Origin of the sequence: Streptomyces zaehneri, from assembly GCF_032248645.1 — a bacterium.
GTDB lineage: Bacteria > Actinomycetota > Actinomycetes > Streptomycetales > Streptomycetaceae > Streptomyces > Streptomyces coriariae.
This window is the reverse complement of the sequence record NZ_JASTTJ010000001.1, coordinates 79,620-102,353: the sequence shown is the minus strand read 5'-3', so window position 1 is coordinate 102,353 and position 22,734 is coordinate 79,620. Positions and strand designations below refer to the sequence as shown.

Sequence of the window (22,734 nt, the reverse complement as noted above, 5' to 3'; positions counted from 1 at the left end):
GGCCCGGCACCCAGCGCGGGACCCACGCGCCCAGCGTCTTGTGTCGCCGGACGACGGACTGCACTGGCTGCCCACAGTCGGGACAGACGCGTTGTTCCCGGTCCATGCCACCAGAGTAGGGCGGCACGGCCCCGAGCGCTCCCCGCTGTACGTCGACATCGGTCAGCGCTGCCTGTCGTACGTCCGTACGACCACGCCGTTGCCGAACGAGCGCACCCCGCCGAAGGCGAAGCGGGCGATGTCGAAGCCGGCGCCGAACATCGGCATGCCTGCGCCGTAGGCCATCGGGTAGGTCTTGATCACGAGCTCGTCGATCTCGTCGATCAGCTCGCCCGCGAGTCGGGAGCCGCCGCACAGGTAGATGTCGAGGCCGCCGTCCTCCGCCTTCAGTTCGCGGACCTTGGCGAGCAGGCCGTCCGCGATGATCTCGACGTCCGGGGAGGGCGACCCGCCGAGGGTGCGGGAGGCGACGTACTGGCGCAGGTGTGCGTACGGGCTGGGGATGTCCTCCTTCAGTGCCACGTCGTAGCTGGCCCGGCCCTGGATGACCGTGTCGAACCTCTTGTTCTCCAGGTCGTCGAGACCCAGCGCGCGACGGCCGTGGGTCGGAATGGTCTCCGGATACTCCGTCGTGAGGAAGTCGAGGAACTCCTCGTCGACGTAGGCGATCATCGCCGAGCCGTCGCCGTTCACGTCTCCGATGAAGCCGTCGACGGAGCAGGCGACGAAGTACGTGAGCTTTCGCAAGTGGGGCTCTTTCCGTAGGCTGGCTTCCGAACCACTCCAGTTGTAGTACTTCAGATGTAGTGGTCGCAAGCGGGTTTCCCGGTGTTTCGGGAAACGGAGCCAAGTGAGAGAGAAGGTTCCGCATGGCCGGAAATCCGGAGCGCCGGGCGGCCCTGGTGGACGCCGGGGTGGAGGTGCTCGCACGTGAGGGCGCGCGGGGGCTCACGTTCCGCGCGGTGGACTCTGCGGCCGCGGTGCCGGTGGGCACCGCCTCCAACTACTTCACCGGGCGCGACGACCTGCTGCGGCAGATCGACGCCCGGCTGCACGTCCGGCTGGCGCCCGACCCCGAGGTGCTGGGCGCGCTGCTGGCGCGGCCGCGCGACCGTTCCCTGGTCACGGCGTTCATGCACGACCTGATGGCCCGCGCGACCCGTGACCGGAGCGGCTACCTCGCCCTGCTGGAGATGCGCCTCGAGGCCACCCGCCGTCCCGAGCTCCGCGCCTCGTTCACCACGTCGGTGCGCGGCGACCTCGACCACGGCAGGTTCTTCCACCGCGAGGCCGGCCTGCCCGGCGGCGACGAGACCGTCGTCGTCCTGTACCTCGCGATGCTCGGGCTGATCCTGGAGCACCTGACCCTGCCGGACGTCCTGGACGGCGTCCTGCCGGGGGTGGGGGTGCCGGAGGGGCTGGTGGAGCGGATCGTGGCGACGATCGTCCCGGACGGCGCCGAGGAACCCGCGTAGGACGAACGGCGGCGGGCCCCGCACACCGTGGGGATGTGCGGGACCCGCCGGACCGGAACCCACCGGAAGGCAGCCCGGCTTCGTCCGCCGCCCTTCCTCGCTTCCTCGTCCTCGCCCTCCTCGCCCTCCTCGTCCGTCGTCCCTCTTTGCCCTCTCCCTCGCCCTCGGACCGGTCAGGTCAGGTCCTAGCTGCTGCGCCGGGTCACGAACTCCGCCAGGGACAGCAGGCCGCCCGCCGACTCCGGGTCCGGGATCGCCCGGGCCAGTTCGTGCATCGCGCGGGCCATGCGGTCGGCCGCCTGCTCCTGCGCCCACTCCCGGCCGCCGGCCCGTTCGACGGCCAGCGTCGTGCGGTCCAGGTCGGCCGGGTCGTAGGGCGCCTCGTACAGCGCGGCCAGTTCGCCGGCCGCCGGGGTGCCGGAGGTCAGCGCGGCGACCACCGGCAGGGACTTCTTGCGGGCGGCGAGATCCGCGCCGGCCGGCTTGCCGGTGTGCCGCGGGTCTCCCCACAGGCCGATGACGTCGTCGATCAGCTGGAAGGCGAGCCCGGCCTCCCGGCCGAACGCGTCCAGCGCGTCCACCTCCTCCTCGGCCGCCCCCGCGTACAGCGCGCCCACGGCGCAGGCGCAGCCGAGCAGCGCTCCCGTCTTCGCCTCGGCCATGACGAGCACCTCGTCGAGGGTGATCTCGGCGGGGCCGCGCTTCTCCAAGGCCGTGTCCGCCTGCTGGCCGGCGCAGAGTTCGACCACACAGGCCGCGACCCGGCGGGCGGCCGCCGCGGACGCGGGATGCGGATCCGCGGCCAGCAGCCCGAGGGCGAGAGCCTGAAGTGCGTCCCCGGCGAGGATCGCGTCGGCGTCGCCGAACACGGTCCAGGCGGTGGGCCGGTGCCGGCGGGTGGTGTCCCGGTCCATCACGTCGTCGTGCAACAGCGTGAAGTTGTGGACCAGTTCGACCGCGGCGGCCGCCCGCAGGGCCGCCGCGCGGGCCGCCGGGCCACCGAGCGCGGTGGCCGCGGCGAGCACGAGGGCCGGGCGGATCGCCTTGCCCGCGTTGGCGGCCGCCGGGGTGCCGTCGGCCTGCTCCCAGCCGAAGTGGTAGCGCGCGACCCGGCGCACGGCGCCGGGCAACGAGTCGATGGCCTGACGCAGTTCGGGGTCGACCGACGCCCGGGAGCGCTCCAGGATCACCGCCGCGTCGTGCCCGTCGGCCGGCCCCGGACCACTGTCGCCCTGGCTGCCGATGGGCCTCCGCCTTTCGCGCGTCTCACCCCGGTACCGCCTGATGGCGGAAGTCACCGCCAGCGGCCGATCTCGACGTTCTCCATGACGCCCAGCGCGTCCGGCACCAGGACCGCGGCCGAGTAGTAGGCCGTGACCAGGTACTTGATGATGGCCTGTTCGTTGATGCCCATGAACCGCACGGACAGGCTCGGCTCGATCTCGTCCGGGATGCCGGACTGGCGCAGACCGATGACGCCCTGGTCCTCCTGGCCCAGACGCAGCGCGATGACGGAGCTGGTGCGGGCCGCGGTGACCGGGATCTTGTTGCACGGGTAGATCGGCACCCCGCGCCAGGTCGGGATCCGGTTGCCGCCGACATCGATCGTCTCGGGGACGAGCCCGCGCTTGTTGAGCTCACGGCCGATCGCGGAGATCGCGCGCGGGTGGGCGAGCAGCATCTTGGTGCCGCGCCGCCTGCTGAGCAGTTCGTCGAGGTCGTCCGGGCCGGGCACGCCGTCGTGCGGCTGGATCCGCTGGTCGTACTCGCAGTTGTGCAGCAGCCCGAACTCGCGGTTGTTGACGAGTTCGTGCTCCTGGCGCTCCTTGAGCGCCTCGACCGTCAGCCGCAACTGCTGCTCGGTCTGGTTCATCGGCTGGTTGTACAGATCGGCCACGCGCGAGTGGATGCGCAGGACGGTCTGGGCGATGCTCAGTTCGTACTCGCGCGGCCGGGCGTCGTAGTCCACGAACGTGTGCGGGATGTCCGGCTCACCGGCGTGACCGGTGGCGAGGTCGACCTCTTTCTCGCCGTACTTGTTGGTGCGCTGCTCGGGGATCGCGCGCAGCCGCTGGAGGTGCTCGCGCAGGGATTCGGCACGCTCCGCGACCTGCTCGACGTCCTGCCTGGCCAGGATCAGCACCGTGCAGGCCGTGTCCGCGCGGGCCGTGTACTCCCAGATGGCGTCCGCGTCGAGCAGGGTCTGGTCGCCGAAGTACGCGCCGTCCGCGAGGACGCCGAGCACCTGGTCGTCGCCGTAGGGGCCGGTGCCGACCTTCTCGACGCGGCCGTGCGCCAGCAGGTAGACCTCCTCGCTCTGGCTGCCGAAGGAGGCGATGACCTCGCCCGGGCCGAACTCCCGCTGCCGGCAGCGCTGGGCGAGTTCCCCGAGCACCTCCTCGTCCTCGTAGGAGCGGAGCGCGGGCAGTTCGCCCAGCTCGGCCGGGATGACCTCGACCCGGTCGCCGGTCTTCACGAAAGTGATGCGGCCGTCGCCCACCGCGTACGTCAGACGCCTGTTGACCCGGTACGTACCACCCTGCACATCGACCCAGGGCAGATTCCGCAGCAGCCAGCGGGAGCTGATCTCCTGCATCTGCGGTGCGGACTTGGTCGTGGTGGCCAGGTTCCGCGCGGCCGCGGTGCCGAGACTCTGCTGCGGCTTGCCCGAATCCGCGCGGACCTCTTCGCCTACCGACATGAGAAATGCCCTCCCGATTCATGCACGGACGCCGAACTGCGCCGATGCACTTCGTTCACGCGGCAAGCCTTCCATCACGGTGTGTGCTCGTGCTATTACCCGAACGAGCGGGAATGGATCTACGTGGGCAGGGAAGAGCTACGTTTCACCGAACGGTGTTCGACAATGAGCGGGTGACCGACCTGCGCCCCCGCCTGCCCTCTCCCCTCCAGGAAGTGTCCGACGACCGGTTCGGGCGGTACGGCGTCCGGCTGCTGCTGAAGCGGGACGACCTGATCCACCCCGAGCTGATCGGCAACAAGTGGCGCAAGCTCGCGCCCAACCTGGAGCGGGCGGCGGGACGGACCCTCCTCACCTTCGGGGGCGCCTACTCCAACCACCTGCGGGCCACGGCCGCCGCCGGCCGTCTGCTGGGGCAGCCCACGGTGGGCGTGGTGCGCGGAGACGAACTGGCCGGCCGGCCGCTGAACCCGTCCCTGGCCCGGTGCGCGGCCGACGGAATGCGCCTGCACTTCGTGGAGCGCTCGACCTACCGTCGCAAGACCGAGCCGGACGTGCTCGGGAAGCTTCTGGACGCGGTCGGCGCGCGGGACGCGTACGTCGTGCCCGAGGGCGGCAGCAACGCGGCGGCGGTCCACGGCTGCCGGGCGCTCGGCGAGGAGCTGCGGGGCCGCAGCGACGTCGTCGCCCTCGCCTGTGGCACCGGCGGAACCCTCGCCGGCCTGGCGGCCGGCCTCGCCCCCGGTCAGCGGGCCCTGGGCATACCCGTCCTCAGAGGCGGCTTCCTGGGCGACGGGATACAGGCGCTGCAGGAAGAGGCGTTCGGCGGCCGACGGGGCGAGTGGCGGCTCGACGAACGCTTCCACTTCGGCGGCTACGCCCGTGTCCCGCCCGAGCTCGAGACCTTCGCGGCGGACTTCGAACGACGTCACGCGGTGCCGGTGGAACGTCTTTATGTCGCCAAGTCGCTCTACGGCCTTGTCGCCCTGGCCGAGGAGGGCGCCTTCGTGCGCGGGACGACCGTGACGGCCGTGATCACCGGCCGCCCGTTCCCGTGAGGCGACGGCGGACGCCGGCGCCTATGCCGTCTCCCGGAAGGCCGCCGCCTCCTCCAGGTCCAGCCGGCGCAGCAGCGTGCGCAGCATCTCGTCGTCGATGTGGCGGCCGTCCCGGAGCCGGACGAACATCTCGCGCTCGGCGCTGATCATCTCGCGCGACAGACGCCGGTAGGTGTCGTCGACGGTCTCGCCGGTGACCGGGTTGACCTGTCCGAGGCGCTCCCAGACGGCGTTGCGGCGCCGTTCCAGGACGCTGCGCAGCCGGTCGGCGAGCGGCGGCGGCAGCGCGTTGCGCTCGTCGGCCAGCAGCGCGTCCAGCCGCTCCTCGGCGACCCGGGAGGCCTGCGCCTGGGCATTGGCCTCGGCGAGCGTCGCGGCCTGCGGGTCGGGCTCGGGGAACTTCAGCAGGCGGATCAGCGGCGGCAGGCTCAGCCCCTGCACCACCAGGGTGCCGATGACCGTCGTGAAGGTGAGGAAGAGGATCAGATTGCGGTACGGGAAGGGCGCGTCGCCGTGGTCCACGGTGAGCGGGATGGAGAACGCGATGGCGAGCGAGACCACGCCCCGCATGCCGGCCCAGGCGATGACGATCGGCCCCCGCCAGGTCGGGTTCTCCTCCCGCGCGCGGATACGCGCCGACAGCAGCCGGGGCAGGAAGGTCGCCGGGTACACCCACAGGAAGCGCGCCGCCACGACCACGAGGAACAGCGCGACGGCGTACCAGGCGGCGTCCACCCCCTCGTAGGCGCCGAGACCCTTCAGGACGACCGGGAGCTGGAGGCCGATCAGCGCGAAGACCGCCGACTCCAGGACGAAGGCGACCATCTTCCACACGGCCTCCTCCTGGAGGCGGGTCGCGAAGTCGACCTCCCACGCGCGGTGGCCCAGGTAGAGCGCGACGACGACCACCGCGATGACGCCGGAGGCGTGGAACTGCTCGGCCGCCGCGTAGGCGACGAAGGGGATCAGCAGGGAGAGCGTGTTCTGGAGCAGGGGCTCCTTGAGGTGGGTGCGCAGCCAGTGCAGCGGGGCCATCAGGATCAGGCCGACGGCGGTCCCGCCGACGGCCGCCACCAGGAACTCCTCGATACCGCCGGCCCAGGACGCGCCCTCGCCGACCACGACCGCGAGGGCCACCTTGTAGGCGGTGATCGCGGTGGCGTCGTTCAGCAGCGACTCGCCCTGGAGGATCGTGGTGATCCGTGACGGCAGACCGACCCGGCGGGCCACCGCCGTGGCCGCGACCGCGTCCGGCGGCGCCACCACCGCGCCCAGCACCAGCGCCGCCGTCAGCGGCAGCCCGGGGACGATCAGATAGGCCGCCCAGCCGACGGCGAAGGTCGCGAAGAGCACGTACCCGACCGACAGCAGGGCCACCGGCCGCAGCTGGGCGCGCAGGTCGAGATAGGAGCTGTCGGTGGCCGACGTGTACAGCAGCGGAGGCAGCAGGAGCGGCAGCACGACGTCCGGGTCCAGGGTGTAGTCGGGCACCCCCGGCACATAGGACACCAGCAGGCCGACCGCCACCAGCAGCAGCGGCGCGGGCACCGGGGTGCGCCGGGCCGCCGCCGCGAAAGCCGCACTGCCGGCCACCAGCAACAGCAGTGGCATCACGTCCATGTCCAGCCCGCCCTCGTTTTTCCGCGCGGTCGTCCGCACGCCCGTCGTAATCTGGCAATCATGAAACAGTGCACGCATGCCGACGCGCTGCCCCACCCGGAACCCGTCCCGCTCGGCGAGACGTGTCCGGAGTGCCTGCGGGACGGCACCCACCCGGTGCAACTTCGGCTGTGCCTGACCTGCGGCCACGTCGGCTGCTGCGACTCCTCGCCCAGCCGGCACGCCACCGCGCACCACAAGGATTCGGGTCACCCGGTGATGCGGACCTTCGAACCCGGCGAGAACTGGCGTTGGTGCTTCGTCGACCATGTCCTCGTATGAGGAGCCTCGTATGAGGAGACCATGACGCCCCGGCCGTCCGGCGGGTACGGTTCGACCATCTGACGCCTGGGTACGTCAACCCGGCGCGCCCTGTTCCCATTTGGGCCGACCAACCTCTAGACACGGAGCGTGTTCACAGCTTTACTGTGAGTGACGCCAGGGGGTTGGGGTCCCGGGGACAGAAACTTGAGAGCGCGATAGCGTCACCGCTGCACCACACACGCGTTACCCCGGGGGGCGACCCTCGGCCCCGAAAAGCTTGTACCACCTTGGAGGTGAGGGTGTCCCAGATCGCAGGCGAGCCCGCGACCCAGGACTTCGTGGAAGTCCGGCTGCCGGCTGCGGGTGCCTACCTGTCGGTGCTGCGGACGGCCACGGCCGGCCTCGCGGCCCGTTTGGACTTCACCCTGGACGAGATCGAGGACCTGCGCATCGCGGTGGACGAGGCTTGCGCGATCCTGCTCCAGCAGGCCGTGCCCGGCTCGGTACTCAGTTGCGTGTTCCGACTCGTCGACGACTCGCTGGAGGTCACCGTCTCCGCGCCGACCACGGACGGACACGCCCCCTCACGGGACACCTTCGCCTGGACCGTCCTGTCCGCCCTCGCGGGCAAGGTGTCCTCCGCCGTCGACGAGGACAAGACCGTGACGATCAGTCTCTACAAACAACGCGGCGCGGGACCCGGGCCGGCGTGAGGAACGGGGACGGGCCGGTGCGGGACGAAGAGCGCGGCACACGGGAGCTGCCGGCCGAGAACGCCGAGATTCCAGTCTCTCCGGACGGTTCCCGACGCATGGCGGACGGCATCGACGGCATTCCCGAGCAGGCCCGGCCGCATCCGGAGGACGACTCGGTCTCCGCGCGGGCGGGCCTGCCGGAAGGTGCCGTGCAGGGCTCGCCTCGGGAGAGGCGGATCGGGGGCTCGCCCCCGGGCCGAGCAGAGGCGAGGGCTCGACAGAGGGCGACGGGCGGGACAATGAGCGAGCACCAGCGAGACGGCGAACAGAGCGTGCCGGGCACGCAGCACGAACCACCGGCAACCCCTGTGCCGGCCACCCCCGTGCCGGTACCCCCCGCGCCGGGGGACCGCAGCGGCGCACGGGCGATGTTCATCGAGCTGCGCAAGCTCGAGAACACCAGTGCCGAGTACGCGGAGATGCGCAACCAGCTGGTCCGGATGCATCTGCCGCTCGTCGAGCACCTCGCGCGGCGCTTCCGCAACCGCGGCGAGCCGCTGGACGACCTCACCCAGGTCGCGACCATCGGCCTGATCAAGTCGGTCGACCGCTTCGACCCGGAGCGCGGCGTGGAGTTCTCCACCTACGCGACCCCGACGGTCGTCGGCGAGATCAAGCGCCACTTCCGCGACAAGGGCTGGGCGGTGCGGGTGCCGCGCCGGCTCCAGGAACTGCGCCTGGCGCTGACCACGGCGACGGCCGAGCTGTCGCAGCAGCACGGCCGCTCCCCCACGGTCCACGAGCTCGCCGAGAAGCTGGCGATCTCGGAGGAGGAGGTCCTGGAGGGCCTGGAGTCCGCCAACGCGTACTCCACCCTCTCCCTGGACGTGCCGGACACCGACGACGAGTCACCGGCGGTCGCGGACACCCTCGGCGCGGAGGACGAGGCGCTGGAGGGCGTCGAGTACCGGGAGTCCCTCAAGCCTCTTCTGGAGGACCTCCCGCCGCGCGAGAAGCGGATCCTGCTGCTGCGCTTCTTCGGCAACATGACCCAGTCGCAGATCGCGCAGGAGGTCGGCATCTCGCAGATGCACGTCTCGCGCCTGCTGGCCCGCACGCTGGCCCAGCTGCGGGAGAAACTGCTCGTCGAGGAATAGCGGCCCAAGCGGCACAGGCGGTGCAAACGGTACGGAGGAGCGGCAGCCCGAAGGCCTACTCCGATGCGCGGCCCGGCCCCCGGATCCCGAGGGCCCGGGTCGTCTCGCCGTTGACGATCAGGACGAGCGAGGCGACGGCGGTGGCCGCGAGCGCGATGCCCGCCGGGATGGCCAGGCTGTCGGCCTGCAAAAGGTTGTAGGCCACCGGCAGCGCCATGACCTGGGTGATGACGGCGGGTCCCCGGCTCCAGCTGCGCAGACCCAGCAGCCCACGGGCGGCGAGCAGCGGCAGCAGCGCGAGCACGATCAGCGTGACTCCGCCGGTGACGGCCTGCTGTCGGTCGCCCGGGTCGCCGCTGACCCCCAGGGCGAGCATGCACACCCCGCCGACGACCAGCGCCAGCCCCTCCAGGGCGACGAGCGCGGCGGCGTACGTCACCCGACGCGGGCGGGGTACGGCGGTTTCCGGGGCGGCGGAGGTCTCGTCACTGCTCACCCCAGAAGGGTAGCCCGCACCGCTGAGCGGCCCCCGGCCACCCGCGGGCCCGCACCCCCGAACGGGCGCCGATGCCCCCGCGCGCGAAGGCGCGGCGCTCGTGTCTAGGCTCACTCCGCGATCTCTTACCCGATCCCCACCTCGGCCTGTGCCCGGTACCACCCAGTAGGTACGCTGCAACTCATGCGTGCACTTCTCGTGGTCAATCCGGCGGCAACCACTACGAGTGCACGGACGCGCGACGTCCTCATCCACGCGCTCGCGAGCGAGATGAAGCTCGAGGCGGTCACCACCGAGTACCGCGGACACGCGCGTGACCTGGGCCGGCAGGCGGCGGACAGCGGAAACGTCGATCTGGTGGTGGCCCTCGGCGGCGACGGCACGGTCAACGAGGTGGTCAACGGCCTCCTGCACGCCGGCCCCGATCCGGAGAACCTGCCCGGTATAGCGGTGGTCCCCGGTGGCTCCACCAACGTCTTCGCCCGCGCCCTGGGGCTGCCCAACGATCCGGTGGAAGCCACCGGCGCGCTGCTGGACGCCCTGCGTGAGAGCAGTGAGCGCACGGTCGGGCTCGGCCTCGCGGCGGGTACGCCCGGCACGGAGGACGAGGCGGTGCCGTCGCGCTGGTTCACGTTCAACGCGGGACTGGGCTTCGACGCCGGGGTGGTGGGGCGGGTGGAGCAGCAGCGCGAGCGCGGCAGGAGATCCACGCACGCTCTTTACATCCGCCAGGCCATGCGCCAGTTGTTGGGTGAGTCACAGCGCCGGCACGGGTCGATCACCCTGGAGCGTCCGGGTGCCGAACCGGTGACCGATTTGGTGTTGTCCATAGTCTGCAACACGGCTCCGTGGACCTATCTGGGCAATCGCCCGGTGTACGCGTCACCTAAGGCCTCGTTCGATACAGGGCTCGACGTACTGGGTCTCAGCCGTCTGTCCACGGCCTCGGTTGCCCGATATGGCACCCAGTTGCTCACTTCGTCCCCCGAACGGGGGCCGCACGGTAAGCACGCCGTCTCCCTGCACGATCTGGACCAGTTCACCTTGCATTCGAAGGTCCCTTTGCCCCTTCAGATGGACGGTGACCACCTGGGGCTGCGAACAAGCGTGACGTTCACAGGCGTACGCCGTGCACTGCGTGTGATTGTGTGAGCAGAAAGGGCTGAAGTCCTTTCACTCGAACGTTTAGACCAGGGTCCACCCCATGGAAGTACGGCTGTGACCTAGTCGACACCGAGGAATCAAAAAAAACTTTCCGGAAGGGGTTGTATCCGCCGCTGAGGTTTGCGAGTCTCTACGTGGCGATCGGGACGGCCCGCAACACCGGCATCCACTGATCACCGGAACCCCTCTCCAAACAACAGGACCGCGCCAGGGAACCTGGCTGGTGGCCCTTCACTTGTTGAGGGATTCGTGAAAGCGTTCACATTCACAAGCAACTTGCATGTAATACCAAGGAGAGGTAGCAGCCATGGACTGGCGTCACAACGCCGTTTGCCGCGAGGAAGACCCCGAGCTCTTCTTCCCCATCGGCAACACCGGTCCTGCGCTGCTGCAGATCGAGGAAGCCAAGGCCGTCTGCCGTCGCTGCCCGGTTATGGAGCAGTGTCTGCAGTGGGCGCTCGAGTCCGGCCAGGACTCCGGCGTCTGGGGTGGCCTCAGCGAGGACGAGCGTCGTGCGATGAAGCGCCGCGCCGCCCGCAACCGGGCCCGTCAGGCTTCCGCCTGACAACACCCGCCCCGCAAGCCTGAGCTTGGCGGCGCGTACAGCGAGTACGCATCTCCCGCCCCCGAGCCGCAGCGCGCAGTACCCCCGATGCGCAGCACAAGCTGGCAACGAGCATTCGAGCCCCGGACCCCTGAACGGTCCGGGGCTTCTTGCTGTGCGCCCGCCCGGTCCGCCCACGCCGTCACCTGCCCCGCGCCGTCGCGGGCCCGCTACTTCTGTGCGCGCACCGGGATGTCCAGGATCACCTGGGTACCGCGCTCGGGTCCCGGGACCATGTCGAAGGTGCCGCCCAACTCGCCCTCCACCAGCGTCCGTACGATCTGGAGGCCGAGGTTGCCCGAGGTGTGCGGGTCGAAGCCCTCGGGCAGTCCGACGCCGTCGTCCTGGACGGTGACCAGGAGACGCGTCTCCTTCGTGGTGCCGCCGCGGACCGCGGACACCTCGACGGTGCCGGTGTCGCCCTCGACGAAGCCGTGCTCCAGGGCGTTCTGCAGGATCTCGGTGAGGACCATGGACAGCGGGGTGGCGACCTCGGCGTCCAGGATCCCGAAGCGTCCGCTGCGCCGGCCGGCGACCTTGCCCGGCGAGATCTCGGCGACCATCGCCAGCACCCGGTCGGCGATCTCGTCGAACTCCACCCGCTCGTCCAGGTTCTGAGACAGCGTCTCATGCACGATGGCGATCGAGCCGACCCGGCGGACCGCCTCCTCCAGCGCCTCCCGGCCGCGCTCGGACTCGATACGCCGGGCCTGGAGGCGCAGCAGGGCCGCCACCGTCTGGAGGTTGTTCTTCACCCGGTGGTGGATCTCCCGGATGGTCGCGTCCTTGGTGATCAACTCACGCTCGCGACGGCGCAGTTCGGTGACGTCGCGGAGCAGCACGAGCGCGCCGATGCGGGTGCCCTTGGGCTTGAGCGGAATCGCCCGGAACTGGATGACGCCGTCCTTGGCCTCGATCTCGAACTCGCGGGGCGCCCAGCCGCTGGCGACCTTGGCGAGCGCCTCGTCCACCGGACCCCGGGTCGGGGCGAGTTCGGCGGTGGTCACGCCGAGGTGCTGGCCGACCAGGTCGGAGGCGAGGCCCATGCGGTGGTAGGCCGAGAGCGCGTTCGGGGAGGCGTACTGGACGATTCCGTCGCCGTCGACGCGGATCAGGCCGTCGCCGACGCGCGGGGCGGCGTCCATGTCCATCTGCTGGTTGGGGAACGGGAAGGAGCCGGCCGCGATCATCTGCGCGAGGTCGGAGGCGCTCTGGAGGTAGGTGAGCTCCAGGCGGCTGGGGGTGCGCACGGTGAGCAGGTTGGTGTTGCGGGCGATGACCCCGAGGACGCGCCCCTCACGCCGTACGGGGATCGACTCGACCCGTACGGGGACCTCCTCACGCCATTCCGGGTCGCCCTCGCGCACGATCCGGCCCTCGTCCAGGGCGGCGTCGAGCAGCGGACGGCGGCCGCGCGGGACGAGGTGGCCGACCATGTCGTCCTGGTAGGAGGTCGGGCCCGTGTTGGGCCGCATCTGGGCGACCGAGACATAGCGGGTGCCGTCCCGGGTGGGGACCCACAGGACCAGGTCGGCGAAGGAGAGGTCGGAGAGCAGCTGCCACTCCGAGACCAGCAGGTGGAGCCACTCGAGGTCGGAGTCGTCGAGTGCGGTGTGCTGGCGTACGAGTTCGTTCATGGAGGGCACGTCTGCGAGCGTACCCGTGGGTCTGTGCGGGGCCTAAACCTGTCGGCGGCGCACGGTCGGCCGCGAGGGGCGCCCGGGCCCGGAAACACCCGCGGGCCGCGGCGCCTGAGAGGGACCCTCAGCCCTCCCGGCACCGCAGCCCGGAGCAATATCGGCCGCGGGGTGTGCGGTCCCGTCGACCGAAGGGTGAGGAACCGGGGCAGTCAGGGCAGAGAGCTCCGGGTCCTCGGTCCGCCCTCCTGTGCGGGGAAGACGGAAGTTGTGTGTCGCACTCCCCTCCATTGTGGACTAGACCACTAGGGGTGTCCATGTGTGGAGGGTCGTTCGTTGTCGTAGGTATGCGGACGCTCTGACATCCACAACGCAGCCTAGCCTGTGCGGGTTCCCGTGCGGGGCCAGTTACGGGCGGCATTTTCCGCGATCCACCTCCGGAGCGGCCCTCCCGCCCCCTCCCGCGCCCCGGGACGGACACGGTCGACTCTGTTAGATTGACCCCATAGATTGGTCTAAACCACATAGCCCTTCCGGGCCCCGTGCCCCTCTCAGAACGGCAGGCCAGCGTGGAAGTTGTCATCGTTGCGGACGCCCGCTCGGGCGGCGAGCTCATCGCCGAGGCCATGGCGCGGCTCCTGCGGCGCAAGCCGGACGCCCTGCTCGGTGTGGCCACCGGCTCCACCCCGCTGCCCGTCTACCAGGCACTGGCGGCCGAGGCGCGTTCCGGGGCGGTGGACACCGCGCGGGCGCGGATCGCCCAGCTCGACGAGTACGTGGGCCTGCCGTCCGAGCACCCCGAGTCCTACCGTTCGGTGCTGCGGCGCGAGGTGCTGGAGCCGCTGGGCATCGGCATGGAGGCCTTCCTCGGGCCGGACGGCACGGCCACGGACGTACAGGCCGCGTGCGAGGCGTACGACCGCGCGCTGGCCGCGGCCGGCGGAGTGGACCTCCAGCTGCTCGGGATCGGCACCGACGGGCACATCGGCTTCAACGAGCCGTGCTCCTCGCTGGCCTCGCGCACCCGGATCAAGACGCTGACCGAGCAGACCCGCGTCGACAACGCGCGCTTCTTCGACGGCGACATCGAACAGGTCCCGCACCACGTCATCACGCAGGGCATCGGCACGATCCTGGAGGCGCGGCACCTGGTGCTGCTCGCCACCGGGGAGGGCAAGGCGGACGCCGTCGCGGCCACCGTCGAGGGGCCGGTCGCCGCGGTGTGCCCGGCCTCCGCGCTCCAGCTGCACCCGCACGCCACGGTCGTCGTCGACGAGGCCGCCGCGTCCAAGCTGAAGCTGGCGGAGTACTTCCGGCACACGTACGCCGGCAAGCCGGCGTGGCAGGGCATCTGAGGGCGCACCGTCACCACCGACGACGAAGGCGCCGGGCTCCTCTACAGGAGCCCGGCGCCTTCGTCGTGATGGCGCTCAGGCGTGCGTGCCGCCCGCGATGACCTCCGCCGCCGCGCGGCCGCACACCCGGGCCGCGCCGTGGGTGGCGATGTGCAGGACGCCGCGGGGCGGGGCCTGGGGGACGCCCATCTCGACGACGACCGTGTCCGGGCGCGCCGTGAGGACGGTGTCGAGGGCCGCCGTCATCCACGGGTGCCGGTGCTCGTCGCGGACCACGGCCACGATCCGCCGCTCGCCCGCCGCGACCAGCGCCGCGTGGCCCGCGTCCGCGCCCGCGAAGCTGCCGGTCTCCGTCCCCGGCAGCAGCCGGCCCAGCTCCGCGGCCACGCCCCACGGGGTCTCGTCGCCGACGGCGATGTTCGCGACCGGGGTGAGCGCGGCGACGAACGGCGGGTCGGTGAGCGGGGTGAAGACGTCGTCGCCGGTGAGGCGCAGTGCCCGGCGGGCGGCGATCAGCCCGACGTCGGCTCGCCCGGCGCTGCGGCCCGCGCGCGCCGTTGCCTCCTCGGGGCCGACCGCGGCCGTGCTCCGCACAGCCGTCCAGCGGGCCAGCGCCCGCACCCGCCGCGCCGCGTCCGCGAGGCGCTGCTCGGGGAGTTCGCCCGTGCGGACGGCCGTGACCAGGGCGTCGCGCAGCCGGCGTACCGTCTCGTCGTCCGCCAGGCCGCCGCCCACGCAGATGGCGTCGGCGCCGGCCGCGACGGCGAGAACGCTGCCGCGCTCGATGCCGTAGGTCGCGGCGACGGCCTGCATCTCCATGCCGTCGGTGACGATCAGGCCTTCGTAGCCGAGTTCCTCGCGGAGCAGGGTGGTGAGGATGTGCGGGGACAGGGTCGCCGGTCGGGCCGGGTCCAGGGCGGGGACCAGGATGTGCGCGCTCATCACCGCGCGGGTGCCGGCGGCGATGGCGGCGCGGAACGGGGTCAGTTCACGTTCCGTCAGGACCGCGGGGTCGGCGTCGATGCGCGGGAGCGCGTGGTGGGAGTCGACGGCCGTGTCGCCGTGCCCCGGGAAGTGCTTGGTGCAGGCCGCCACGCCCGCCGACTGAAGGCCGGTGACGTAGGCGGCGGTGTGCCGGGCGACCAGGCCGGGGTCGGCGCCGAACGAGCGGACCCCGATGACCGGGTTCGCGGGGTTGGAGTTCACGTCGGCCGAGGGTGCCCAGTTGAGGTTGACGCCGCACTCCGCGAGGCGGCGGCCCAGCTCCGCGGCGACCTCCAGGGTGAGCGAGACGTCGTCCACCGCGCCCAGCGCGTGGTTGCCGGGGAAGCTGGAGCCGGTGCGCACCTCCAGGCGCGTGACGTCTCCGCCCTCCTCGTCGATCGCGACCAGGACGTCGTCCCGTTCGGCGCGCAGCTGCGCGGTCAGCGAGGCGAGTTGATGCGGCGAGGCGATGTTCCGGCCGAACAGGCCCACCGACGCCAGGCCCTCGCCCAGGCGGCGCAGCAGCCAGTCGGGGGCGGTGGTGCCGGGGAAGCCTGGTTGGAGGACCGTCAGGGCGTCACGGGTGAGAGTGTCGGTGCCGCTGGCGATTGTCGTCATCGGGGGCGTTATCCCTTCACGGCGCCCGCGGTCAGCCCCGCGGCCATCTTGCGCTGGACGAGGAGGAACAGGGCGACGATCGGCAGCGCCATCATGGTGGCGCCGGCCATCATCGGGGCGTACTCGGTGCCGTGCTTGGTGGAGAAGTTGCTGAGCCACACGGTGGCCGTCTGGTTCTTCTGGCTGAGCAGCATCAGGGCGTAGAGGTACTCGTTCCAGGCCTGGATGAAGCCGTAGACCGAGGTGGCGACCATGCCCGGCGCCAGCAGGGGGAAGACCACCCGGACGAAGGCCCCGGTGCGGGAGCAGCCGTCGACCATCGCGGCCTCCTCCAGCTCCTTCGGGATGTTGACGATGAAGCCGCGCAGCGTCCACACCGTGAAGGGGAGGATGAAGGTCAGGTACGTGAGGATCAGGCCGGTCAGCTTGTCGTACTGGCCCAGGTCGTTCAGGAGCAGGAAGACCGGGATGATCATGGCGACGAGCGGGACCATCTGGACGGCCAGGATGCCCACGATCACGATCTTGCGGCCGCGGAAGGCGAACCGGGAGATGGCCAGGGCGGCCAGCATGCCGACGACGACGCCGATCGCCACGACCGCCAGGGAGACGAGCAGGCTGCGGCCCACCGGGCCCCAGAAGTCGGCGATGTGCAGCGCGCGGCTGAAGTTGTCGAGGGTGAGTGCCGTCGGCAGCAGGCTCGGGTCCGGGTCGATCGCGTCCTTAGCCGGCTTGAACGCGGTGTTGAGCATCCAGTAGACGGGGAAGCCCGCGACGACGAAGACGAGCACGCCGAGGAGGTTCCAGCCGGACTTCGACCTGCGGCGCCCGGACCGGCTTCCCGCCCGGCTCGCCTCGGAGGCAACGGCACTCATTCGACCTCTCCGATCTTCAGCATCTGGCGCATGTAGACGGCGACCACACCGAGCAGCAGCAGCACGGTGATCAGGGCGATCGCCGAGCCCTGTCCGTAGTCGTTGACGACGAAGGCGCGGTCGTAGGAGTACGTCGTCAGGATCTGGAACTCGGCTTCCGGGTGTCCGTTGCGCATGACGAAGACCTGGGGGAACACGCCCATGTCCCAGATGACCGACAGGGTCGTGAGCATCACGATGATCGGCTTGAGGATGGGCAGGGTGACGTACCGGAAGACGCCCCAGGCGCCCGCGCCGTCGAGGCGGGCGGCCTCCTCCAGTTCGGCCGGGACCTGGGTGAGGCCGGCGCTGAGGGTGATGACCACGAAGGGCACGGCGCCCCAGACGACGAGGAGCATGATGACCGCCAGCCCCTGCGGTCCGCTGGCGAACCAGTTGTGGCCGATCAGCTCGACGCCCGGCAGCCTGCTCAGGACCGCGTTGAGAATGCCGTAGTCGGCGTCGAACAGCCACTTGAAGACGGTGGTGGCGACGATGACCGGCATGCCCCAGCTGGCCACTAGCGCGATGTTCACGAGGGTCTTCACCCAGCCGGAGACCCGCTGGAGGAGCAGCGCGATCAGCATGCCGATGACCATCGTGAAGATCACGCAGCCGGCCGCGAAGACGATCGTGCGGAAGACGACCTGCCAGAACTCGCCGTCGCCCAGCACTCCGGTGAAGTTGTCGAACCCGACGGACTCGGCCGGCTGGAAGCCCCACAGCTGGGACTGCCCGAACTTCTGGAACGAGAGGGTGACCAGCCGGACCAGCGGATAGCCCATCACCAGGGCGAGGACCAGCAGGCAGGGGGCGAGGAGCAGCCAGGGGGTGGTGGCCCCGCGGGAACCGCGGCCGCCGCGTGGTCTCTTCGCGCCGGGTCCGCCCGCGGGTGGTGGTGGTGGTGGCGACTGCCGCGTCGGCGGCACTTTGGCAGTGGTCGTGTCTGCGGCACTCATCCGCGCGCTCCTCAGCGGTCCCTCGGGTCGTACGAAGGCGAAGCCCCGCACGGGTCGTACGGGAGGCAGGGCCCCGCCCCGATGAAGCCCTCCGGGGTAGACGGGGCCCTGCCCTCAGGTCACTTGGTGTTGATGACCTTGTCGATCGCGGCGTCCGCGTCCTTCGCGGCGGCCTCGACCGTCTTCTTGCCGGTGCCGATGCTCTGGAGCATGGTCTGGAGCACCTGGGCCTTCTCGACCTGGCCCCAGCCGGGAGCCATCGGGACGAACCAGTTGGACTCGGCGGCGGTGGCCGGGACCGCGGTGGCCGGATCGCTCTTGAGGGTCGCGAGGTCGGTCTTGTTGTTGGGCAGGTTGCCCTTGGCGATCAGGCCCTTCTGGCCGGACGGGCCGGTGAAGGCGTTGATCCACTCGGCGGCCAGGGCCTGCGCGTCCGACTTGACCGGGACGGCGAGGTCGGAGCCGCCCAGGAAGACGGGGAGGTTCTTGCCGGACGGGCCGGGCATCACGAAGTTCTCGACGTTGTTCGCGAGCTTGCCGGTCTTGTCGTTCTCCTTCGCCGCGGCGGTCGCGCCCTCCCAGGCGGGGGCGAAGATCATGCCGGACTTGCCCTGGCCGTAGACGATGTACCGGTCGGACTCGTCCTTGGTCTTGTCGCCGTGCATGTACTTGTCGACGACGTTCTTGAACTCGTTGAGGCCCTTGACCGACTCGGGCGAGGAGAGGTTGGCCTTCCACTCGCCGCCCTCCTCCTTGGCGATCGAGCCGCCGGCGTCGTAGACGAAGGACATGGCCGCGTACCAGTCACGGGTGGGCTGGTACCAGGCGGAGAACTTGTCGCCCTCCTTCTTCTGGACCTTGTCCAGGGCGGCGGTCAGCTCGGTGTACGTCTTCGGCGTGGTCTTGACGCCCGCCGAGGCGAAGAGGTCCTTGCGCCAGTTGGCGACCCGGCCGCCCGCGTAGTACGGGACGCCGTAGGTCTTGCCGTCGTAGGTCACCGAGGCCTTGAGGCCGTCGAGCCAGGCGGAGGAGTTGTCGAACTCGGCGGTGTCGAGGGGAGCGAAGGCGCCCTTGACCATGTAGCCGAGCATCTCGGTGTTGCCCATCTCGACGACGTCGGGGGCCTTGTCGGTGGCGAGAACCGCGTCCAGCTTGGCGTTCTTGTCCGGCCAGCCGTAGTACTCGTGGTTGATCTTGACGCCCGGGTGCGCCTTCTGCACCGCCGCGTCGGCGGCCTTCACCAGCTCGGGCCAGTTGTTCTGCGCGTCGACGGTGAGCCAGACCGTCAGCTCCTTGGCGTCGGTGCCCTTCGAGTCCCCGCTGCCACTGTCGTCCCCGCACGCCGCGATGGAGACCATCATGCCCGCGATACCGATCGCGGCTATCAGCTTGCGCTTCACGCCATCCTCCTCAGGGATGCCACACCCCCCGCCCACGGGCCGGGAACTCGATCTGGACCAATGGTGTAGACCAGTGCGCAGAGCTTGGCTCAGACCAATAAGCCTGTCAAGGGTGGCCGAACCCCCTCCGAACAGCCGTTATGGGACCTACATATGCAGGAACCTTTAAGTAAGAAGCCCTCGAAAACCCGGACTCCGGAGGGCGCCGCTCCGGTAGACCATTTACCCTGGTGGACTAGACCAGCAAAGGTTACGCCGGTATACAGAGGGATCACGGAACGGTGGAGCAGCATCCTCGCGTCCGTGCCACGATGTGAGCCGCGGCCGACGGCGTGTCGGCCATTTCGGCACCCGCAGCCGGGAAGGCAGGCCATGAGCACCGACGTCAGCAGTGCGGAGAACGAGGGTGGGGCGACCGTCCGTACCGCGCGTGTGCCCAAGTACTACCGTCTGAAGAAACATCTGCTCGACATCACGGAGACACAGTCCCCGGGCACCCCGGTCCCGCCGGAGCGCACCCTGGCGGCCGAGTTCGACACCTCGCGCACGACCGTCCGCCAGGCGCTGCAGGAACTCGTCGTCGAAGGCCGCCTCGAGCGCATCCAGGGCAAGGGCACCTTCGTCGCCAAGCCGAAGGTGTCCCAGGCGCTCCAACTCACCTCGTACACCGAGGACATGCGCGCCCAGGGCCTCGAGCCGACCTCGCAGCTCCTGGACATCGGCTACATCACCGCCGACGACCGCCTCGCCGGCCTCCTCGACATAACGGCCGGCGTACGGGTGCTGCGCATCGAGCGCCTGCGTATGGCCAACGGCGAACCGATGGCCATCGAGACCACCCATCTGTCGGCGAAGCGCTTCCCGGCCCTGCGCAGGTCGCTGGTCAAGTACACCTCGCTGTACACCGCGCTCGCCGAGGTCTACGACGTCCGTCTCGCCGAGGCCGAGGAGACCATCGAGACCTCACTGGCCACCCCGCGCGAGGCGGGCCTGCTGGGCACCGACGTGGGCCTGCCGATGCTGATGCTCTCCCGTCACTCGCTGGACCAGGAGGGCAGGCCGGTGGAGTGGGTGCGGTCGGTGTACCGGGGCGACCGGTACAAGTTCGTGGCCCGACTGAAGAGGCCCACCGAGTAGCCGCCGAGAGCCGGCGAGCGGCCCGGCGGGCAGCCCACCGCGTAGAGGGTCTGTGGAGGGTCTTCCGCTGGGCTTATCCGTCACTTACATTGCCTGCGCATTACATCTGTGATCAAGGCGATCAGAGTGAGGGGACGGCCGCCGATGACCGACGAGGAAACGAGGGAACCGGTGGTGACGCCTGCGCGCGTCGCCATCGCCCTCTGTCTGATCGCGCCCTTCGTGGCAATGCTGTGGGTGGGGTCGTACGCGAAGGTGGATCCGGCGTTCATCGGGATCCCCTTCTTCTACTGGTACCAGATGCTGTGGGTGCCCCTGTCCGCCGCGCTCACGGTGACCGCGTACAAGCTGTGGCAGCGTGACCAGCGCGGCCGCGCCGCCTCTTCTTCCGCGAAGGGGGGTGCGTCGGAGTGAAGGACGGCGTGAACGGCGTCGCGCTCGCCGTCTTCATCTTCTTCTTCCTGGCCGTCACGGTCATGGGCTTCCTGGCCGCGCGCTGGCGCAAGGCGGAGAACGACAGCCTCGACGAATGGGGCCTCGGCGGCCGCTCGTTCGGCACCTGGGTCACCTGGTTCCTGCTCGGCGGCGACCTGTACACCGCCTACACCTTCGTCGCGGTACCCGCGGCGATCTACGCGGCGGGCGCGGCCGGCTTCTTCGCGGTGCCGTACACGATCCTCGTCTACCCGCTGATCTTCACCTTCCTGCCCCGCCTGTGGTCGGTGTCCCACAAGCACGGCTATGTGACGACCTCGGACTTCGTGCGCGGCCGGTTCGGTTCGAAGGGCCTGTCGCTGGCGGTCGCCGTCACCGGCATCCTGGCGACGATGCCGTACATCGCGCTCCAACTGGTCGGCATCCAGGCCGTGCTCGACGTGATGGGCGTCGGCGGCGGCGAGGACACCAACTGGTTCATGAAGGACCTGCCGCTGCTGATCGCGTTCGGCGTGCTGGCGGCCTACACGTACTCCTCGGGTCTGCGGGCCCCCGCACTGATCGCGTTCGTGAAGGACACGCTGATCTACATCGTCATCGCGGTGGCGATCATCTACATCCCGATCAAGCTGGGCGGCTTCGACGACATCTTCGCCAAGGCCGGCGAGGCGTTCAGCCAGACCAACCCGGCGACGGGCAAGCCGCGCGGCGCGCTGGCGCCGGCGGAACCCGGCCAGTGGACGTACGCCACGCTGGCGTTGGGCTCGGCGCTCGCCCTGTTCATGTACCCGCACTCGATCACGGCGACGCTGTCGTCGCGCAGCCGTGAGGTGATCCGCCGCAACACCACGATCCTGCCGCTGTACTCCCTGATGCTGGGTCTGCTGGCGCTGCTCGGCTTCATGGCGATCGCGGCCGGAGTCAAGGTCACCAACGGGCAGCTGGCGATCCCGCAGCTGTTCGAGGACATGTTCCCGTCCTGGTTCGCGGGGGTGGCGTTCGCGGCGATCGGCATCGGCGCGCTCGTGCCCGCGGCCATCATGTCGATCGCGGCCGCGAACCTCTTCACCCGCAACATCTACAAGGACTTCATCAGGCCGGACGCGACACCCGCCCAGGAGACGAAGGTCTCCAAGCTGGTCTCGCTCCTGGTGAAGGTGGGCGCCCTGGTCTTCGTCCTCACCATGGACAAGACGGTCGCCATCAACTTCCAGCTGCTGGGCGGCATCTGGATCCTCCAGACGTTCCCGGCCCTGGTCGGCGGCCTCTTCACCCGCTGGTTCCACCGCTGGGCCCTGCTCGCCGGCTGGGCGGTCGGCATGGTCTACGGCACCTTCGCCGCGTACGGTGTCGCGTCCCCGACCCAGAAGCACTTCGGCGGCTCGTCGAAGGAGATCCCGGGCATCGGCGAGATCGGCTACATCGGTCTCACGGCGTTCGTGATCAACGTCGTCGTCACGGTGGTGCTGACCTTCGTCCTGAAGGCGGCCAAGGCTCCCGACGGCGTCGACGAGACGAAGCCGCAGGACTACACGGCGGACGCGGGCGACCCCGGCGTGGTGGTGGAGCTGCCCCCGGCGACGGCGGGCGCGGGCCACTAGGACGCGTCCGACGATTCCCGCCGGGTGCGCGACGGGAATCGTCGGACACGCCATGGACCGGTCACCGGGGACGGCACCCGGGCACGGTGTTCGGCACGGCACACGGCGGGCCGTCGGAGCGATCCGGCGGCCCGCCGTCGTGCGCCCGGGGCGACATCGCCCGGCATGTACGACATCACTCCCCTCGCCCACCAGTTGACGCTCTGAAGCCACCCCGACACAACATCTGGGGGTGGCGTGACAGGTGAGCACAAGATGTATGCTCATGCTCGCTGTCGCCGCAGGGGAATCCGGTGCGAATCCGGAACTGTCCCGCAACGGTGTACATGCGTGCACGCATACCCGTATGCGCACGCCTGTTCAGTCCGAGGTCCTGCCGAACAGCGTGCCCGGCCGTCCGGTCCGGGTGCCCTGACGTCCG

Annotated in this window: 21 protein-coding genes and 1 riboswitch; of the genes, 11 read left to right on the top strand and 10 right to left on the bottom strand. The window is 70.2% G+C overall.

The features are described from left to right. Window positions 1–162: 162 nt before the first annotated feature. Window positions 163–747 carry a dihydrofolate reductase family protein gene (locus tag QQM72_RS00480; protein ID WP_314218792.1) on the bottom strand — a complete coding sequence of 195 codons (585 nt, stop codon included), beginning with the start codon at window positions 745–747 and terminating at the stop codon, window positions 163–165. Between the two features lie 122 nt (window positions 748–869). On the opposite strand from QQM72_RS00480, the gene QQM72_RS00475 reads away from it, so the two are divergent. Further along, window positions 870–1,475 (top strand): TetR/AcrR family transcriptional regulator, encoded by a 606-nt coding sequence (locus tag QQM72_RS00475; RefSeq protein WP_314218791.1) that lies wholly within the window; start codon window positions 870–872, stop codon window positions 1,473–1,475. Window positions 1,476–1,660: 185 nt separating this feature from the next. Here the strand turns inward: QQM72_RS00475 and QQM72_RS00470 are convergent, their stop codons facing one another. Together QQM72_RS00470 and QQM72_RS00465 are read right to left on the bottom strand one after the other, a co-directional pair. Continuing rightward, window positions 1,661–2,719, bottom strand: a complete 1,059-nt coding sequence (locus tag QQM72_RS00470) for a family 2 encapsulin nanocompartment cargo protein polyprenyl transferase (protein ID WP_314219149.1) — start codon at window positions 2,717–2,719, stop codon at window positions 1,661–1,663. 50 nt (window positions 2,720–2,769) lie between these two features. Beyond that, on the bottom strand, window positions 2,770–4,176 hold the full coding sequence (locus QQM72_RS00465) for a family 2B encapsulin nanocompartment shell protein (protein ID WP_314218790.1): 1,407 nt from the start codon (window positions 4,174–4,176) through the stop codon (window positions 2,770–2,772). A gap of 155 nt (window positions 4,177–4,331) precedes the next feature. Here QQM72_RS00465 and QQM72_RS00460 point away from each other — a divergent pair, with 155 nt between their 5' ends. Then, window positions 4,332–5,234, top strand: coding sequence for a 1-aminocyclopropane-1-carboxylate deaminase/D-cysteine desulfhydrase (locus QQM72_RS00460; protein ID WP_314218789.1), 903 nt, complete (start codon window positions 4,332–4,334; stop codon window positions 5,232–5,234). 21 nt (window positions 5,235–5,255) lie between these two features. On the opposite strand, the gene QQM72_RS00455 is transcribed toward QQM72_RS00460, so the two are convergent. After that, window positions 5,256–6,854, bottom strand: a complete 1,599-nt coding sequence (locus QQM72_RS00455) for a Na+/H+ antiporter (protein ID WP_314218788.1) — start codon at window positions 6,852–6,854, stop codon at window positions 5,256–5,258. 60 nt (window positions 6,855–6,914) lie between these two features. On the opposite strand from QQM72_RS00455, the gene QQM72_RS00450 reads away from it, so the two are divergent. From QQM72_RS00450 to QQM72_RS00440, 3 genes are all read left to right on the top strand, one after another. Continuing rightward, a complete protein-coding gene (locus tag QQM72_RS00450; protein ID WP_314218787.1) occupies window positions 6,915–7,175 on the top strand; it encodes a UBP-type zinc finger domain-containing protein in 261 nt (86 codons plus the stop codon). Between the two features lie 281 nt (window positions 7,176–7,456). Continuing rightward, a complete protein-coding gene (locus QQM72_RS00445) occupies window positions 7,457–7,870 on the top strand; it encodes an ATP-binding protein (protein ID WP_020130755.1) in 414 nt (137 codons plus the stop codon). A gap of 17 nt (window positions 7,871–7,887) precedes the next feature. Continuing rightward, window positions 7,888–9,009: an RNA polymerase sigma factor SigF gene (locus QQM72_RS00440; protein WP_399075429.1), complete on the top strand. Its 1,122-nt coding sequence runs from the start codon at window positions 7,888–7,890 to the stop codon at window positions 9,007–9,009. A gap of 55 nt (window positions 9,010–9,064) precedes the next feature. Here QQM72_RS00440 and QQM72_RS00435 read toward each other — a convergent pair whose 3' ends face one another. Then, window positions 9,065–9,505: a hypothetical protein gene (locus QQM72_RS00435; RefSeq protein WP_314218785.1), complete on the bottom strand. Its 441-nt coding sequence runs from the start codon at window positions 9,503–9,505 to the stop codon at window positions 9,065–9,067. A 183-nt stretch (window positions 9,506–9,688) separates the two neighbouring features. Here QQM72_RS00435 and QQM72_RS00430 point away from each other — a divergent pair, with 183 nt between their 5' ends. Beyond that, on the top strand, window positions 9,689–10,657 hold the full coding sequence (locus QQM72_RS00430; protein ID WP_314218784.1) for a diacylglycerol/lipid kinase family protein: 969 nt from the start codon (window positions 9,689–9,691) through the stop codon (window positions 10,655–10,657). 319 nt (window positions 10,658–10,976) lie between these two features. Next, the gene (locus tag QQM72_RS00425; protein ID WP_016639615.1) at window positions 10,977–11,234 is read left to right on the top strand and encodes a WhiB family transcriptional regulator; all 258 of its coding nucleotides are present in this window, start codon (window positions 10,977–10,979) and stop codon (window positions 11,232–11,234) included. A gap of 209 nt (window positions 11,235–11,443) precedes the next feature. Here QQM72_RS00425 and QQM72_RS00420 read toward each other — a convergent pair whose 3' ends face one another. Beyond that, entirely contained in the window at window positions 11,444–12,919 is a 1,476-nt protein-coding gene (locus QQM72_RS00420; RefSeq protein WP_314218783.1) for a sensor histidine kinase, read from the bottom strand. 560 nt (window positions 12,920–13,479) lie between these two features. Here QQM72_RS00420 and nagB point away from each other — a divergent pair. Beyond that, window positions 13,480–14,265: a glucosamine-6-phosphate deaminase gene (gene nagB, locus QQM72_RS00415; RefSeq protein WP_314218782.1), complete on the top strand. Its 786-nt coding sequence runs from the start codon at window positions 13,480–13,482 to the stop codon at window positions 14,263–14,265. 75 nt (window positions 14,266–14,340) lie between these two features. Here nagB and QQM72_RS00410 read toward each other — a convergent pair whose 3' ends face one another. From QQM72_RS00410 to QQM72_RS00395, 4 genes are all read right to left on the bottom strand, one after another. Then, on the bottom strand, window positions 14,341–15,867 hold the full coding sequence (locus tag QQM72_RS00410; RefSeq protein WP_314218781.1) for a glycoside hydrolase family 3 protein: 1,527 nt from the start codon (window positions 15,865–15,867) through the stop codon (window positions 14,341–14,343). An 8-nt stretch (window positions 15,868–15,875) separates the two neighbouring features. Further along, complete coding sequence (locus QQM72_RS00405; RefSeq protein WP_314218780.1) at window positions 15,876–16,742, bottom strand: carbohydrate ABC transporter permease; 867 nt, start codon at window positions 16,740–16,742, stop codon at window positions 15,876–15,878. After that, window positions 16,739–17,740: a carbohydrate ABC transporter permease gene (locus QQM72_RS00400; RefSeq protein ID WP_314218779.1), complete on the bottom strand. Its 1,002-nt coding sequence runs from the start codon at window positions 17,738–17,740 to the stop codon at window positions 16,739–16,741. The genes QQM72_RS00405 and QQM72_RS00400 overlap by 4 nt, the downstream gene beginning before the upstream one ends. A gap of 119 nt (window positions 17,741–17,859) precedes the next feature. Beyond that, window positions 17,860–19,140 carry an extracellular solute-binding protein gene (locus tag QQM72_RS00395; RefSeq protein ID WP_314218778.1) on the bottom strand — a complete coding sequence of 427 codons (1,281 nt, stop codon included), beginning with the start codon at window positions 19,138–19,140 and terminating at the stop codon, window positions 17,860–17,862. A gap of 372 nt (window positions 19,141–19,512) precedes the next feature. On the opposite strand from QQM72_RS00395, the gene QQM72_RS00390 reads away from it, so the two are divergent. From QQM72_RS00390 to mctP, 3 genes are all read left to right on the top strand, one after another. Continuing rightward, complete coding sequence (locus QQM72_RS00390; protein WP_057603350.1) at window positions 19,513–20,277, top strand: GntR family transcriptional regulator; 765 nt, start codon at window positions 19,513–19,515, stop codon at window positions 20,275–20,277. Window positions 20,278–20,421: 144 nt separating this feature from the next. Beyond that, complete coding sequence (locus QQM72_RS00385; RefSeq protein ID WP_314218777.1) at window positions 20,422–20,691, top strand: DUF3311 domain-containing protein; 270 nt, start codon at window positions 20,422–20,424, stop codon at window positions 20,689–20,691. Next, window positions 20,688–22,313 carry a monocarboxylate uptake permease MctP gene (gene mctP / locus QQM72_RS00380; RefSeq protein ID WP_314218776.1) on the top strand — a complete coding sequence of 542 codons (1,626 nt, stop codon included), beginning with the start codon at window positions 20,688–20,690 and terminating at the stop codon, window positions 22,311–22,313. Before QQM72_RS00385 ends, mctP begins: the two co-directional genes overlap by 4 nt. A 225-nt stretch (window positions 22,314–22,538) precedes the next feature. Next, a riboswitch (cobalamin riboswitch) is annotated at window positions 22,539–22,708 on the top strand. The last annotated feature ends 26 nt before the right edge of the window (window positions 22,709–22,734 follow it).

Coding starts and splice junctions, on each gene's coding strand:
- QQM72_RS00465 (WP_314218790.1), bottom strand. CDS start 4,176: ATGTCGGTAGGCGAAGAGGTCCGCGCGGATTCGGGCAAGCCGCAGCAG.
- QQM72_RS00385 (WP_314218777.1), top strand. CDS start 20,422: ATGACCGACGAGGAAACGAGGGAACCGGTGGTGACGCCTGCGCGCGTC.
- QQM72_RS00410 (WP_314218781.1), bottom strand. CDS start 15,867: ATGACGACAATCGCCAGCGGCACCGACACTCTCACCCGTGACGCCCTG.
- QQM72_RS00475 (WP_314218791.1), top strand. CDS start 870: ATGGCCGGAAATCCGGAGCGCCGGGCGGCCCTGGTGGACGCCGGGGTG.
- QQM72_RS00400 (WP_314218779.1), bottom strand. CDS start 17,740: ATGAGTGCCGCAGACACGACCACTGCCAAAGTGCCGCCGACGCGGCAG.
- QQM72_RS00425 (WP_016639615.1), top strand. CDS start 10,977: ATGGACTGGCGTCACAACGCCGTTTGCCGCGAGGAAGACCCCGAGCTC.
- QQM72_RS00450 (WP_314218787.1), top strand. CDS start 6,915: ATGAAACAGTGCACGCATGCCGACGCGCTGCCCCACCCGGAACCCGTC.
- QQM72_RS00430 (WP_314218784.1), top strand. CDS start 9,689: ATGCGTGCACTTCTCGTGGTCAATCCGGCGGCAACCACTACGAGTGCA.
- QQM72_RS00390 (WP_057603350.1), top strand. CDS start 19,513: ATGAGCACCGACGTCAGCAGTGCGGAGAACGAGGGTGGGGCGACCGTC.
- QQM72_RS00455 (WP_314218788.1), bottom strand. CDS start 6,854: ATGGACGTGATGCCACTGCTGTTGCTGGTGGCCGGCAGTGCGGCTTTC.
- QQM72_RS00405 (WP_314218780.1), bottom strand. CDS start 16,742: ATGAGTGCCGTTGCCTCCGAGGCGAGCCGGGCGGGAAGCCGGTCCGGG.